Raw genomic sequence first — 14,598 nt, 5'->3', positions numbered from 1 at the left:
ACTCAACCTCGTGGAGTGCGTTGCCTACGTCGGAGCACAGTTGCAGTCCAACTGAACCGCGTCCGGCGGGTCAAGATGGGATGACTGGACGCTCACGAAGGAGCTGAGCCATGAACAGCAGCAATGGCTGGACACCGGAGCGCCGAGCACAGCAGGCTGCACGCATCAGGGAGCAAAAGCCTTGGCTGCAGTCCACCGGGCCGAAAAGCGCCGCCGGTAAGGCCACTGTGTCGCGCAACGCGTTCAAGGGGGGCTCCTGGCGCGAGATGCGTGATATGGCCCGCCATCTGAACAAGTGCCTACAGGATCAGCAGCGGGGGCTTAAACAGTTCTAGCAAACCGCGCAGCGGGCCATCCCAGCCAGGGGGCTGTACCCCAAAACTAAAGGGACAACCAGCATGATGAAGTGCCCCGGTACGACGGATTTCGACACACCCTTCGATGCATCCTGCCGTCCAACGCCCAAAGCGACACCGGAGCACTGAGTATTCTTGGTACAGAGCAAACCCATGTCAATGCGTTGCACTGTGTCGGCATCTAGGAGACTCATGCTGTAGGCGTAGTGGGCGCGCCAATGGTTCGCGGCAAGGTTGACAGTGCCTGTGACCTTGATCTTGTGGCAAGCACCATGGAGGATTACCTTGAGTCCTCGTGGTGCGTTAGGTAATGAAACCGAGGCATTGCAAACAGCCTCCAAACCGAAGATAGGCTATTTAGACGGATCTAAGCCCAACGGCAACTCCCGCGCATCCAGCCCCATGGCTTGCAGCTCTCGGCGAAAGTGGGTCATGGCCAGGGGGAAGGCCTGCGCGACCAGCACGTACTGGTATTCGTGGTCGTCCAGCAGCGGCGTGATCGCGTCCTCAGCCACACCTGCGGCGTAGTAAAACCGGGCCTCGTACTCACCGGCGTAGGTGGCCACATCGCTGGCGTCGTTTTCGTTGGTGGCCTTGGCGTCCAAATTGATCCTCACGCCCACCATCAGCGGGGCGCCCGCTACATCGGGCACCGCTAAACCCACTTCGATCTCTTGCTGTACTTCCAGCCGCATCTTGGCGCCCGTAGCCTCTCCACGGTTTTGGCCGGTGCAGGCCAACACCCGAAAGCTGCGGAGCACAGGGCGGGGAATGGTCACTTCTGACATGACACTGCTCCCTGACTGAAGCGGCGGAACTCCCGGGGGTCGTAACGTGGATCGGGGCGGGTCGTATTGTTTTGTACCCGCGTAAGGGACACCAACTTGACGGTGCCTTCAACATCCGCACGCACGGGCTCACGCTGCTGCGTGAAATCAGCCTGCAAACCCTTTTCTTCCACCAACGCCCAAAATGCGGCCGGGCTACGGCGCACCAGACGTAGAAGCGTATCCATGGATTCCGACTGCGCCACGTCGTCGTTCTCGTATTTGCTGAACGCCACCGGCCCGCCGCCAAACAGCTGGGCTGCCTGGGCCTGTTTGAGGTTGTATTGCTTGCGCAGCGCGACAATTTCATCGCCCGTCAGCAAGCCATCGACCTGCTTGCGAAACGCCATGACGATGCGCTTGTTCAGCTTGGATTCCGCCATCCCAGCATAGTCAGACGTGCAGGTATCGCACAACTGGTAGTGCATGGGCAGCAACGCCTTGGTGCCCTTGTAGTCCGTCTCTACCGCGCGTGTTTGCGCGGTGACATGACCTTCGCCGCAAATGGCGCACAGCGCCTTGTTTTCCATGACGGCTCTCCTTCAAGACAGGTGGCAAGACACCAGCAACACCAGTTGCCCCGTCCTGCCCACTGCAAACTTCAAAAAATATTCAACACCCATCTCTTTGCCTGCAGAGGCCACCCATTCCAGGCGGCGCAAGGCGTAGGCATCGCACGCGGCCAGCGCGTTGCGGCCATTGGTGCACCACTCAGAATCCCGGTAGTCCGTTGGGCGCAAATGCCCCAGCAGACCGGCCACCGCTTCCAGATCCCCCGCAAACAGGTCGTACACCGCGTTGTCGCAGCGGTCGGTCCAGGTATTCAGCCCTCCGACCGCCGCCAGCCTCTGAACCCGGACCAACTCGTACAAAGGCCCGCTGGCGATCTTGACGCGCCCCTGTCCGTCCTCGGGAGGATTCAGACTGTACTCTGAAACGACGACCATTTTTACCATGGTGGTAATTTCAGAGGAATGCTAGGGCCATCACGCCACAGAAGCCACCAGGGCCTCGGCCAGACGGGCCTGCACGGACTGGCGTTCGGCCAGGCGCTGGCGCAGGTCGGCGCACAGGCGGCGCAGGGCGGTGATGCGGGTGACGATGCGGGATTGTTCGGCGAGGGGTGGGAGCGCAAAGGCCAGCCCCGCCACCTGCTTAGTAGATATGTGTGGCACCCCGTTGCTCCGACCAGGGTCGATAGTGCCAACGAACAAATCCGACTGAAGCCAAAGCTGCAGGAACTCGGGCGATAAACAGGCAGATGCGGTGAGTCGAGCTACCCGCTGGAGCAGTAGGCATGGCAAGTCAGATTCTCGAATGACTGCGTACTTCAGGCCTGTGGAGATGATGGGACGATCTAGCGAAAGAACGATGTCCCCCACGCGTAGAGCGAACTGCTCATAACTCTGCGCGGCAACTGCATCAAGCATGACTGGCGCAGACCAATCAACGTGACCATGACTGATGTTCACGTTGCGCAAAAGCCGAACGCCGGCCGGTTTGAACCACTCGCTCTTGAACGCGTAACCGTTGAGTAGCTCTACAACGTCACCGACGCGCCCCCACTCCCACCCCACCGGCAACTCAAACGGCTTTTCCTCGTCGGTGATGGGCGGCAGGGGTTTGTCGCGTTTGATCTGGCCTGCGGCGATGAGGCGGTCTTTTTCAGCGCGGATCTTTTGCAGCAGGGCGCTGGCAGGTTCGTCGGTGCGGTCTTGGGGTACGAGCATGCCGCGCACGGCCAGTTGCAGCAGGGTTTGTTCTAAGGCGTCGATGGCTTCGGGGCGGTCCAGCAACAGGTCGAAGTGCTGGGCCACGCGCTGCCAGTTGTCGGCCAGCTCTTCGGGCGTGGTGCTGGCGGTGAGCGTGCTCAGCAGGGTGCTGACCAGTTGGGCGTGTTGCGCGGCCTCCAGCTGGCCCTTGGCCTCCAGCGCGTTGCACAGGCGCATGAGTTCTTCGACGCGGGTGACGATGCGGGATTGTTCGATGCAAGGAGGTAGAGCAATAACCAAATTCGATAACGATTCAGTATTCAGCGTGGCGCCCATGAGCGCATCTTTGGATACACCCGTTCTGGCTACTGTGGGCAGCATGTACTTCAAAAAACCGGAATTTGTGCCGCGTAGAGGCGTGAAAGAAACGATGGCCTCGTTGTGATATGCAGGCACTCGAAGTACAGAAATTTTCCCAATCGTGAGCTTGAAACTCATGATGAGCGTGCCAGAGGGCAACGGGTCGTAGCCGAAAACTTCAGCGCCACGATGCGTTATCTTTCGCCCCGTCTCGAACACCTCGCCAAAGTGATTCATGTCCGAAATGCTTACCCATGCATGCCCGGAATCAGCCCAGTACTGGGGATCCTTACTTGGGGGAGTTTTTCCTATCCGGAATGGCAATAGCGCCCCCAGCCGCACCCACTCCCAACCCACCGGCAACTCAAACGGCTTTTCCTCCTCCGCTATCTCTGCCAGCGGCTTGTCCCGCTTGATCTTCCCCTCCGCAATCAGCTGGTCCTTCTCCGCCCGAATGTTCTGCAGCAGCACGCCCGCCGGCTCATCCACCGGGTCTTGGGGCACCAGCTTGCCTTGCACGGCCAGGGTCAGGATGAGTTCACGCAAACGCATCACGCCGCCGGGGGCGGTGGCCAATAAATCCAAATTTGATAGCAGCATGCGCTTATTCCTCAAGCGCTGGCGGCTGTTTTGGCCATTAAAGACTGGGCCAGGATGCCCTTGAGTTCGTCACGCAGCGCCTGGGCCTCGGCCTGCAGGCGGGCGTAGTCGGCCAGCAGCACCTCGGGGTCGTGGCTGGTTTGTTCGCCCACATGGGGGTTCTTCTGGTCGAGGTTCCAGTTGGCGGCGCGGATGGTGTCGATGCTGACCTTCCAGGCCCGTTCGTTTTCCACGCGGGCGGCAAAGCCATCGGCCTCGGTGCCCCACCAGGCTTTCTCGGCATCGAATTCGTCGATGCGGATGGGCTTGGTCTTGTTGTAGTTTCTGACGCCCGGTGGGTAGGGGTGCTCGTAGTACCAGACGTGCTGTGTGGGTTGGCCCTTGGTGAAAAACAGCAGGTTGGTTTTGATGCCGGTGTAGGGGGCGAACACGCCGTTGGGCAGGCGCACGATGGTGTGCAGGTTGCACTCGGTGAGCAGTTGCTCTTTGATGCGGCTTTTGACGCCTTCGCCAAACAGGGTGCCGTCGGGCAGCACCAAGGCGGCGCGGCCGTTGGCTTTGAGGATGTGCTTGATGAGCACCAAAAACAGGTCGGCGGTCTCTTTGGTGCGCACGTCGGCGGGGTAGCCTTGTTCGATGCCGGGCTCTTCCACACCGCCAAAGGGCGGGTTGGTGAGCACCACGTCCACGCGGTCGGCCTGGGTGTAATCGCGCAGGGGGCGCACCAGGGTGTTGTCGTGCCGGATGTTGCTGGGCACCTCAATGCCGTGCAGCAGCAGGTTGGTGACGCACAGCATGTGCGGCATCTGCTTTTTCTCGACGCCGCGAATGCTGTTTTGCAGCACGGCTTCTTGGTCGGCGTTGTGGACCTGCTTGCGCAGGTGCTCGATGGCGCACACCAAGAAGCCGCCGGTGCCGGTGGCGGGGTCGAGCACTACCTCGCCGAGTTGCGGGTTGACCATGTCCACCATGAACTGGGTGACGGCGCGGGGGGTGTAGAACTCGCCCGCGTTGCCTGCGCTTTGCAAATCCTTCAGGATTTTTTCGTACAGGTCGTTGAACTGGTGGCGCTCGGCCTGGCGGGTGAAGTCGATGCCGTTGAGCTTGTTGACCACCTGGCGAAGCAGGTGACCGCTTTTCATGTAGTTGTAGGCGTCTTCGAACACGCCGCGCACCACGTAGCCGCGCGGGTTGCGCACGGGGTCGGCGCTGAGGCTTTTGAGGGTGGCAAAGAGCTGGTTGTCCACAAAGTCGAGCAGCGCCTCGCCGGTCATGCCCTCGGGGTCTGCAGCCCAGTTGCGCCAGCGCATGGCTTCGGGGATGGGGCTTTGGTAGTGGTCGCGCGTGAGTTCGAGCTCTTCTTCGAGCGCGTCAAACACCTTCAGGAACAGCAGCCAGGTGAGCTGACTGATGCGCTGGGCGTCGCCATCGACGCCGCTGTCCTGGCGCATGATGTCTTGGATGGATTTGATGACGGGGGTGAGGTCGGACATATCTAGTTATCGATCCAGGATCTTTTTCTTTTCGGCGGCAAATTCTTTGCTTGTGAGGGCGCCCTTCACCTTGAGATCGTGGAGCTTGTTCAGTTCTTCAAACTTGTCGACTGGGTTTTGCTCGCTGGCAACAACGTCGATCACAGTGACCGGCTGGCTAGTGATCAACGGAGACGGTTCGGCAGATCTATTGGCGCTTGGGCGCGTTATGTTTTTGTAGACGCCCAATCCTGCACCGATGACGGCTCCCGCCATGGGCCCAATCACCGGCACTGGTACAGCGACGACGGCGCCAATGGCCGCGCCTGCGGCAGCATCTCTGGCCATATCCGTTTTGAGTGCATCTTTGCCAAGGCGCCCCACTTGTCCAGCGACTTTGCTCGCAGCGTCAATCGCATAGTCTGTCGAGCGCTTGATGTCAGCGGCATCTGGACGCAAGTCCCGAGAGAGCTGGGCTGCCTTCGCTTTTGCCTTGTTCAGTATTTCTTTCATCTTGTGTTGGTATCGGATTGGGTTCGCTCAAGCGGAGGTGGAATAAAGCTCGCGCTGCAGGATTTGTAAGGCGTCCAAGTACTGCGGACGGCCGCCAAAGCTACGCACCAATTCCGAGGGGCTTCCCAAGTCGGTGAAGGGTTGAATTTTGAAGACCTCGTTGCTTTCGATGGTGACGATGCCCTCGTCGGCGTATTTGTCGAGCAAAGCCTCCAGCACTTTGCGAGCCACGGGGCCGTATTGAGTGAAGACATCGCGCTTTTTCACACGGCGGGCCCGCTCGCTTCGGGTGAGCGGAGGCTGGTCGTAGGCGACATGCAACAGCAAATCGAACGGGTCCAGGTCTTTGCCCACTTCATCCGCCAGGGCCTCCAGCAGCACGCCCTGCGATTCCAGCTCTTGCAGCAAAGCGGCCTTGCGGTCGGCCTGTTTCCAGGCCTGCAGGAATTGGTCGAGCGAGTCAAAGCGCTTGCGCAGGTTGATGCGGGTGTAGTCGCGCAGGCTCTCGGTGATGAGCTTGCCTTCGGCGTTGAGGTATTGCACGCGCTCGCGGGCGATCATTACCGTCACGTTGTTACCAAGAATGTATTTCTTAGGGCCATCCGCGGAGTCGCCACCGCCAGCAAAAGGGCCGAGAGGTGTCAGGGAGTCGAAGGGGTCGAGCGCATCGCCGAGCGGGCCTGTCTCGTCCGGCATGCCGCCTGCAACCGCCGGTTCGGGCGGCGTTACCGGTTCGCCGCTGCCGGGTTCGTAGATTTGCACAGGGTCGCCGTCAAAGTCCTTGTCGGCAAACAGTTCTGTGGCGCGCTTGAAGTCGAGGATGGTGAACCAGGTTTTGCCCAGGTCTTCGCGCAGGCGGGTGCCCCGGCCAATGATCTGCTTGAACAGCGTCATGGACTTGATGCCCTGGTCCAGCACGATGAGCTTGCAGGTTTGCGCATCGACCCCGGTGCTCATGAGCTTGGAGGTGGTGGCGATTACCGGATAGGTTTTCTCGGGGTCGATGAAATTGTCGAGCTCCAGCTTGCCTTCGGTGTTGTCGCCGGTGATCTGCACCACGTATTTGGGCTGGGTGGCGCACAGGTCGGCGTTGGCGTTGGCGAGCGCTTGGCGCATGCGGGCGGCGTGGTCGATGTCTTCGCAAAAGACGATGGTCTTGGCGTAGCGGTCGGTGGCCTTCAAATACTCCGTAATCTTGGCGGCCACGGCCACGTCGCGCTGCTCCAGCACGAGCTTGCGGTTCATGTCTGCGCCGGTGTAGATGCGGTCTTCGATGGCGTGGCCGTGTTTGTCGGTCATGCCGGCAGTGGGACGCCAGCCAAAGGTGTCTTTGTCCAGGTCCACGCGAATGACTTTGTACGGGGCCAGGTAGCCGTCTTCGATACCTTGCTTGAGGCTGTAGGTGTAGACGGGCTCACCAAAGTAGTCGGTGTTGGAAACGTCTTTGGTTTCCTTGGGCGTGGCCGTGAGGCCAATCTGCGTGGCGCTGCCAAAGTAGGTGAGGATGTCGCGCCAGGCGGAGTCTTCGGCCGCGCTGCCGCGGTGGCATTCGTCCACCACGATGAGGTCGAAGAAGTCGGGGCTGAACTGCTTGTAGATGTTGCGCTCTTCCTCGGTGCCGGTGACGGCCTGATAGAGCGAGAGGTAAATCTCGTAGCTCTTGTCCACCAGCTTGGTGGTTTTGTTGACCGCAAGGGCCACGTCTTCGACCGACACAGTGCCTTGCGCATCGACTCGCTCCACCCCCTTGGCGTTGGGGCTGAGCTTGGCCATCGCGCCCTTGAAGGGCCGAAAGTCGTTGACCATGGTCTGGTCGATGAGGATGTTGCGGTCGGCCAGGAACAGGATGCGCTTCTTGGCGCCGCTCTTCCAAAGACGCCAGATGATCTGGAATGCGGTGTAGGTCTTGCCAGTGCCGGTGGCCATAACCAGGAGCACCCGATCTTGCCCGGCAGCGATGGCCTCGACCGCGCGGTTCACGGCGTTGAGCTGGTAGTAGCGCGGGGTTTTGTTGGGGGCGTAGTCAAAGCCCGCGACGCGGCTTTCTTCGGCGGACCAGCCCTTCCAGGCGCAATAGCGGTTCCACAGCTCCTGCGGCGACGGGAATTCTTCAAGTGTTAGGTTCTGCTCCAGGACGCCGGTGGCCAGGGTCGCATCGCGGAACACGAAGCCTTCGCCATTGCTGGAGAAGCTGAACGGCACATCGAGCAGTTGGGCGTAGTTGAGCGCCTGGCCCATGCCTGCACCTACGGCGTGCTTGTTGTCCTTGGCCTCAACGACCGCTAACGGAATATTGGCCTTGTAGAACAAGGCGTAGTCGGCCCGCAGCACCGTGCTCTTGTCGCGGTAGGCCTTGCTGCCACGCACCACCACGCGCCCGGCGCGCAGCGGGTACTCCCGAAAAATCTGGTCCAGACCATTCCACCCTGCCTGCTCCATGGCCGGGCGGATGTACTTGTCGCAAATGTCGCTTTCGGAGAGTTTGGTCTTGTCCATTCGGCAGTTGGCACCATCCCCGTGCATTCGAAGGCGGCGTGTAGTTGTTACCGGATACTACAACCCCTTCCCGCCCCTGCCGAAAGAATCATTACGAGTCTGGGCATGTCACGACGTCTGATCAATGCCACATGGGGACAGATCTAAAAATGATGGTACTTTTGATGGTACTTTTCGAAATCAAAAGCGTGAAACCTAGCATTCGCGCGGCTTACGGACGAGTGTTCGAACTCCTCCGGGGCCAGCTCCCCCCGCGCAGCGGAGCCAACCGCTTTTCCCAACCCAACCACGCAACACGCTTCAAAAAGCAACGGCAACACAGCCAACGCTTTTTAAGAGCCAGTTACCTGGGCGCACTAACTCGCGCACCAGAATACCTGAGGCACTACCGGTTTGGCTGCGGGACTGCCGCGTAGTTCATGGCAATTGCCTGCACCACTGCTCCAATGAGGGCGCCATCACTTGCACTCTGGGGCAAAACTTCTCGCACGATCTGGACCGCGTATTCGAGCTGCTCCTTGGCAAGGGCTGCAGACATGGCGTTGCCACGTTTCTCACTGGGCGACGCATCGCGGATCACAAGGCTCATTGAAGGCTCCAAAAAGGTTTAAGGCACAGTATGCGCTGTGCACCATGCACTCCACCGTGCACAACCCGAATCACATCAAAGAAATGCAGATCGCGGATTGGTCAGATGGTCATTGCCCTTAGAGCGCCCTTATTTTGAAGCCCCAAAACAAAAAAGCGCCGCAACAATTGTTGCGGCGCTTTTTCTGATTTGGGGTGGCTGATGGGGCTCGAACCCACGACAACAGGAATCACAATCCTGGACTCTACCAACTGAGCTACAGCCACCGTAGCTTTGTATTATAGCTTGGGATTTTGATCCCTGCAGCCAATTTACTTAATTTTCTGCCGCCGCTTGTACGGTGGCTGATGGCCGAGGTGTCTTGATCTCGGCCTTGAAACGCTTTTTGAGCATCTCGTAATACGCCTGCCCTTCAGCGGACGCCCACCATTGCATGTATTGCTGGCGCTCCTGCTGCGCGCGCTGTCCTTCAGGGGCGGGACGAGGCACGATGCGGTTCACCTTCACCACGGCATAGCCGTCGGCCCCCAAGTCCACACCGACCCAGGCAGGAAGGGCCTCCGCGGCTGGCGCATGCAATGCGGCATCAATCAAGGGCCGGGGCAGGTTCTGAACCTGTTCCCGTGAAATCTGCACAGGAGCGCCCAAGCCGCTGGCGCTTGCCGGGGTGGCCTTCCACGCAGCCAACTTGGTTTCACCTTCCTTGCGGGCCAGCTCCGAAGCCTTCTGCCCGATATAGAGCTCACGCACACGAGCACGCACTTCGTCCAGGGGCAGGGTTTTGGCGGGGGTGTACTGCACCACACGGCCCGCAGCCAGCTGGCTCGGACCTACTTCCACGGCTTCGGTATTGCGCTTGTTCTGCAACGAATCCGAAGAGAAGAGTGCCTCCAGAAACTTGGGGTTGGCCAGCGGTCCGACTGCACCGGGCGCTGGCGCCCGGGTAACGCCGGAAACAGTCTGCACCTTGAGCTTGAGCTTCTCGGCCACCGGCTTGAGGCTGTCTGACTGTTCGTACACGCTATTGGTGAACGCCTCGGCCACTTCCGCAAATTTGCGCTGGGCCTGCTGCTGCTTGAGTTCTGCCTCCATGGTGGGACGCAGTTCTTCGAAGGAAGGCTGACGCGGCGCCTTGATGTCGGTCAATTGGATGATGTGGTAGCCAAAATCGGTCTCCACAACATCGCTGATTTCGCCCTTCTTGAGGGCAAAGGCGGCCTCCTCAAACGGCTTGACCATGGCACCACGCCCGAAGAAATTCAGGTCCCCGCCTGCTGTGGCCGAACCCTTGTCGTCCGAAGCCTTCTTGGCCACGTCCGCAAACGTGGCTGGCGCCTTGCGCACCTGCGCCAGCAGTTCCGTGATGCGGGTCTTGGCCTTCTCGCGGTCCGCAGAAGAGGCATCCTTGGGGGCATTGATCAAGATGTGGCTGGCTCGACGTTCTTCTTTGCCGGCCATCCGCGCCACATTTTCCTTGTAGTAGGTGCGCAGATCGTCTTCATTGAGCGTGATTCCCGAACGCACGCTGTCGAGGTCCAGTACTACGTATTCCACCGCAGCCTGCTCCAGCTGCAGGAACTGTGCGGGATGCGCCTTGTAATAGGCCTCCAGATCCGCATCCGTGGTCGCGACCTTGGTCGAGAAGTCCGTGGATTTGAAACGTACTACCTGAATTTCTCGCTGCTCGTAAAGCGGGTCGAGTGCAAGCTTGACCTGGGTATTGGTGCTGAACGCTGTGCCCATCACGCCACCGATGACCTGATTGATCGACAAGTCGCGGCGCACATTGGCCTCAAAACCTTCAGGCGTCAAACCTTGCGTACCCACCAATGCTCGGTAGGCTTCTGCGTCCAGCGTACCGTCAGCACGCTTGAGCCCGGCGATGGCGGGAATCTCCTGCAGGCTGCGCGCCAGGCGCGCATCACTCGTCACCAAGTGCATTTCCTTCGCCGCAGCAGCCAACACGCGGTCGCGTACCAGACGCTCCAGCGTGGCGTAGCGGGCCTGTGGCGAGTCAAGAAGCTTGGGATCGACCGAGGGAGACTGCGCACGCATGCGGTCAGTCTCCACGCGATGCGCGTTGTCCCAGTCGGTCTGGTTGATCTTGTCGCCATCGACACGTGCCACCACAGGGCTCTTTTCAGAGAAGTAGTTGCTGTCAATGCCTACCAGCACAAACGATGGAATGATCAGCAAGAACAATAAGATCATCACGATCTTGGAGTGCTTGCGGATGGATTCAAACATGGTCGATCTTTCAGAAGGCAAAAAACAAAAGGCGAACTTGCGTTCGCCTTTGTTCGGTGATGGTGGGTCCTGACGGTCTCGAACCGCCGACCTACTCCGTGTAAAGGAGCCGCTCTACCAACTGAGCTAAGGACCCCACCTAAACTGATCCTCAGTTCAAGGCATCTTTCAATGCCTTGCCAGGACGGAACTTCGGAACTTTAGCAGCTTTGATTTTAATCGTAGCGCCCGTACGGGGATTGCGGCCCGTGCGAGCAGCACGCTTGCCGACCGCAAAGGTGCCGAAACCGACGAGCGAAACGGTGCCGCCCTTCTTCAGGGTCTTCTTGACGGCCTCGATCGTGGATTCCAGGGCACGAGCAGCAGCGGCCTTGGAGATGTCGGCGTTGGTAGCGATGTGCTCAATCAGTTCGGTTTTGTTCACAAGAAGCCTCTCGGAAAAGAGTTGATGGAATGTCTCGCGGATATCTGGTCTTCACACGTCCGAAAGCGCAGCCGAAGGCTGGTTGAAAACAGACGGGGGAATGACTGGCATACACAGCAGTGGCTGCTGCATCAGATTAAAGCCATCGAGTTTCCGGGTGTCAATACAACACGCTGGTTTGGCGCAGCGTTGGGGTGAATTCTAGTCGTATTTCACGCTGCGACAGGGCTTGTGGGGCGTTTTTGTCTCAAACACGCCGTATGGGCAGCACTCCGTATTGACACCCCAGTTCCGACAATGCAGCGAGGGCGATTGCACCCAGCATTCACACGCCGAAGCGCTGGGGGATGCGGAATCCACCCCGTGCTATTTCACACGCGCCCGGATTTCTGGCAGCGCCTTCTGCAGGTAATACACCATGGACCAGACCGTGAGCACCGCCGATGCCCAGATCAACCAGGTGCCCCACACCCCCGTGTCAATCACGCCAAACAGACGGGCGTCGTACAGCAGGAACGGGATGGCCACCATCTGCACCGTGGTCTTGACCTTACCGATCATGTGCACGGCCACACTCTTGCTCGCGCCGATCTGCGCCATCCACTCGCGCAAGGCCGAGATCGCGATCTCGCGCCCGATGATGATGAGGGCCACAAATACATCGGCACGCTGCAGGTGCACCAGCACCAGGAGCGATGCACACACCAGAAATTTGTCGGCCACCGGGTCGAGGAAGGCTCCAAAGGACGAGGTCTGGTTGAGCTTGCGCGCCAGGTAGCCATCCAGCCAGTCGGTGGCGGCAAACACCACGAACATCACCGTCGCAATCAGGTTGCGAGTGGCCGGGTCCAGCGGCGCGTAGAACACTCCCACGATCAAAGGTATCGCGACGATGCGCGTCCAGGTCATCAAGGTGGGGATAGTCCAGAACATGGCGGCGATTGTGTCACGTCACGGCGCGGTAGCGGCGCTGTGGATAAGGCTTATCTCAACGCCCTATAAATTTCTTCCGCCAGTTCGCGCGAGATGCCATCCACCGTAACCAGGTCTTCCACACTGGCCGACGCCACCCCGCGCACTCCCCCAAAACGCTGCAGCAACCGCGCCCGTTTTTTGGGCCCGACCCCCGCAATTTCTTCGAGCTGGCCACCGCCCACGCGCACCTTGGCGCGCGCAGCGCGCATGCCCGTGATGGCGAAGCGGTGGGCTTCATCGCGGATCTGCGCCACCAGCATCAGCGCAGCCGAGTCCTTGCCCAGATAAACCTTCTCGCGCCCATCGGCAAACACCAGCTCTTCCAGGCCCACCTTTCGGCCTTCGCCCTTCTCGACACCCACAATGCGCGTCAGATCCAGCCCCAGCGCGGTAAACACCTCGCGCGCCACGCCGACCTGGCCCTTGCCGCCATCGATGAGCACCAGGTCCGGCAGCCGCGCCACGCCTTTGGGCTTAGGGGGTTCGTCCCCTCCCGGCGCGGGGTTGGCCGCAAAGTCGATGCCACCGGCTTCACGCGCCGCCTCGGCCACCTTGCTGTAGCGGCGCGTCAGCACCTGGCGCATGGCGGCGTAATCGTCGCCGCCGGTAATGCCTTCGATCTTGTAGCGGCGGTATTCGCTGCTTTGCATCTTGTGGTGGTGGAACACCACGCACGATGCCTGGGTGGATTCGCCCGCCGTGTGCGAGATGTCGAAGCACTCGATGGTGAGCTGGTCGATGTCCTCGGGCGGCAGGTCCAGCGCCTCTACCAGTGCACGGGTGCGGGCTTGCTGCGAGCCTTCTTCGGCCAGAAGCCGGGCCAGTTGCAGGTCGGCGTTCTTCTGCGCCATGTCCAGCCAGGCGCGGCGTTGCTCGCGGGGCTGGTGGATCGCGGTCACGCGCACACCGGCCTGGTCGCCCAGTGCCTCCAGCAGCGCCTTGTCCACCGGTTCGCTGGTGACCAGCACCGGCGGCACCGGCACGCCGATGTAGTGCTGGGCGATGAAGGCCTCAAGCACCAGCACCTCGACCCGGCGAACGGGCCTGGCCGGCGCGTTTTCATCGACAACCTCAGCCCCCTCGCCCCCCTCTTCCTCAAACACAGCAGCAGCGTCTTCCACATGCACCGGGAAATACGGCCGGTCTCCCAGATGCCGCCCGCCGCGCACCATGGCCAGGTTCACACAGGCGCGGCCGCCTTGCACGCGTACGGCCAAGATGTCCACATCCTTGTCGTCCGCAATCTCGATGGACTGCTGGTGCAGCACGCGCGACAGCGCCTGGATCTGGTTGCGCACCTCGGCGGCCTGCTCAAACTCGAGCTTGTCGGAGTGCGCCATCATGCGCGCCTCCATGGCTTGCAGTACCTCCTGCGTTTCGCCGCGCAGCAGCGCCTCGGCATGCGACACGTCGGCGGCATAGGCCTCGGGCGAGATCAGGTCCACACACGGGCCAGTGCAGCGCTTGATCTGGAACAAAAGGCAGGGCCGCGTGCGGTTGGCAAACACGGTGTCTTCGCAGGTGCGCAGTCGAAACACCTTCTGCAGCAGCTGGATGGTTTCCTTGACCGCCCACGCACTGGGGTACGGGCCGAAGTACCGATGGCGCTTATCCACCGCACCCCGGTAATACGCCATGCGCGGAAACAGCTGGCCGGGCGCGTTGCCGCTGGCCGTGGGAGTGCCTGTGATCTTGAGATAGGGATAGCTCTTGTCGTCCCTGAACAGGATGTTGAACTTGGGGTTCAGCGTCTTGATGAGGTTGTTTTCGAGCAGCAACGCCTCGGCCTCGGAGCGCACCACCGTGGTCTCCATGCGCACGATCTTGCTGACCATGTGACCAATGCGGGTGCCACCATGGTTCTTCTGGAAGTAGCTGGACACCCGGCGCTTGAGGTTGAGCGCCTTGCCCACATACAGCAGCGCATCCTGCGCGTCGAAATAGCGGTACACACCCGGCAGCGCGGGCAGCGCAGCCACCTGCGCCAGGAGTTCTTCGGAATGCACATCAGACATGGCGCGTATTGT

Annotated in this window: 13 protein-coding genes and 2 tRNA genes; 1 reads left to right on the top strand and 14 read right to left on the bottom strand. The window is 60.3% G+C overall.

Annotated elements, in window-relative coordinates:
* Nucleotides 1-110 precede the first annotated feature (110 nt).
* Entirely contained in the window at nucleotides 111-335 is a 225-nt protein-coding gene (locus ASE39_RS09555) for a hypothetical protein (RefSeq protein ID WP_057270998.1), read from the top strand.
* A 374-nt stretch (nucleotides 336-709) separates the two neighbouring features.
* Here ASE39_RS09555 and ASE39_RS09545 read toward each other — a convergent pair whose 3' ends face one another.
* The 14 genes from ASE39_RS09545 to uvrC form a co-directional block, all read right to left on the bottom strand.
* Nucleotides 710-1,144 carry a hypothetical protein gene (locus ASE39_RS09545; protein ID WP_140426739.1) on the bottom strand — a complete coding sequence of 145 codons (435 nt, stop codon included), beginning with the start codon at nucleotides 1,142-1,144 and terminating at the stop codon, nucleotides 710-712.
* Entirely contained in the window at nucleotides 1,132-1,713 is a 582-nt protein-coding gene (locus ASE39_RS09540) for a type II toxin-antitoxin system MqsA family antitoxin (RefSeq protein ID WP_057270995.1), read from the bottom strand. Before ASE39_RS09540 ends, ASE39_RS09545 begins: the two co-directional genes overlap by 13 nt.
* A gap of 12 nt (nucleotides 1,714-1,725) precedes the next feature.
* A complete protein-coding gene (locus tag ASE39_RS26345; RefSeq protein ID WP_140426738.1) occupies nucleotides 1,726-2,139 on the bottom strand; it encodes a hypothetical protein in 414 nt (137 codons plus the stop codon).
* 30 nt (nucleotides 2,140-2,169) lie between these two features.
* The gene (locus ASE39_RS09530; protein WP_140426737.1) at nucleotides 2,170-3,855 is read right to left on the bottom strand and encodes a restriction endonuclease subunit S; all 1,686 of its coding nucleotides are present in this window, start codon (nucleotides 3,853-3,855) and stop codon (nucleotides 2,170-2,172) included.
* Between the two features lie 11 nt (nucleotides 3,856-3,866).
* A complete protein-coding gene (locus tag ASE39_RS09525; protein WP_057270993.1) occupies nucleotides 3,867-5,348 on the bottom strand; it encodes a class I SAM-dependent DNA methyltransferase in 1,482 nt (493 codons plus the stop codon).
* Between the two features lie 6 nt (nucleotides 5,349-5,354).
* Nucleotides 5,355-5,840 carry an SHOCT domain-containing protein gene (locus ASE39_RS26340; RefSeq protein WP_140426736.1) on the bottom strand — a complete coding sequence of 162 codons (486 nt, stop codon included), beginning with the start codon at nucleotides 5,838-5,840 and terminating at the stop codon, nucleotides 5,355-5,357.
* Between the two features lie 27 nt (nucleotides 5,841-5,867).
* Nucleotides 5,868-8,336, bottom strand: a complete 2,469-nt coding sequence (locus ASE39_RS09520; protein WP_057270992.1) for a DEAD/DEAH box helicase family protein — start codon at nucleotides 8,334-8,336, stop codon at nucleotides 5,868-5,870.
* A gap of 385 nt (nucleotides 8,337-8,721) precedes the next feature.
* The gene (locus tag ASE39_RS09515) at nucleotides 8,722-8,925 is read right to left on the bottom strand and encodes a hypothetical protein (RefSeq protein WP_010460906.1); all 204 of its coding nucleotides are present in this window, start codon (nucleotides 8,923-8,925) and stop codon (nucleotides 8,722-8,724) included.
* 190 nt (nucleotides 8,926-9,115) lie between these two features.
* A tRNA-His gene (locus ASE39_RS09510) sits at nucleotides 9,116-9,191 on the bottom strand.
* A gap of 49 nt (nucleotides 9,192-9,240) precedes the next feature.
* A complete protein-coding gene (locus tag ASE39_RS09505; protein WP_057270991.1) occupies nucleotides 9,241-11,172 on the bottom strand; it encodes a SurA N-terminal domain-containing protein in 1,932 nt (643 codons plus the stop codon).
* A 60-nt stretch (nucleotides 11,173-11,232) separates the two neighbouring features.
* Nucleotides 11,233-11,308 (bottom strand) — tRNA-Val (locus ASE39_RS09500).
* A 15-nt stretch (nucleotides 11,309-11,323) separates the two neighbouring features.
* Nucleotides 11,324-11,596, bottom strand: a complete 273-nt coding sequence (locus tag ASE39_RS09495) for an HU family DNA-binding protein (RefSeq protein WP_008906675.1) — start codon at nucleotides 11,594-11,596, stop codon at nucleotides 11,324-11,326.
* A gap of 366 nt (nucleotides 11,597-11,962) precedes the next feature.
* Nucleotides 11,963-12,529 carry a CDP-diacylglycerol--glycerol-3-phosphate 3-phosphatidyltransferase gene (gene pgsA, locus ASE39_RS09490; RefSeq protein ID WP_010460895.1) on the bottom strand — a complete coding sequence of 189 codons (567 nt, stop codon included), beginning with the start codon at nucleotides 12,527-12,529 and terminating at the stop codon, nucleotides 11,963-11,965.
* A 50-nt stretch (nucleotides 12,530-12,579) separates the two neighbouring features.
* Nucleotides 12,580-14,586 (bottom strand): excinuclease ABC subunit UvrC, encoded by a 2,007-nt coding sequence (gene uvrC, locus ASE39_RS09485; protein ID WP_057270999.1) that lies wholly within the window; start codon nucleotides 14,584-14,586, stop codon nucleotides 12,580-12,582.
* Nucleotides 14,587-14,598 lie beyond the last annotated feature (12 nt).

Origin of the sequence: Acidovorax sp. Root267 (assembly GCF_001429215.1) — a bacterium.
Taxonomy (GTDB): domain Bacteria; phylum Pseudomonadota; class Gammaproteobacteria; order Burkholderiales; family Burkholderiaceae_C; genus Acidovorax; species Acidovorax radicis.
This window is presented reverse-complemented; position numbering and strand designations above follow the sequence as displayed.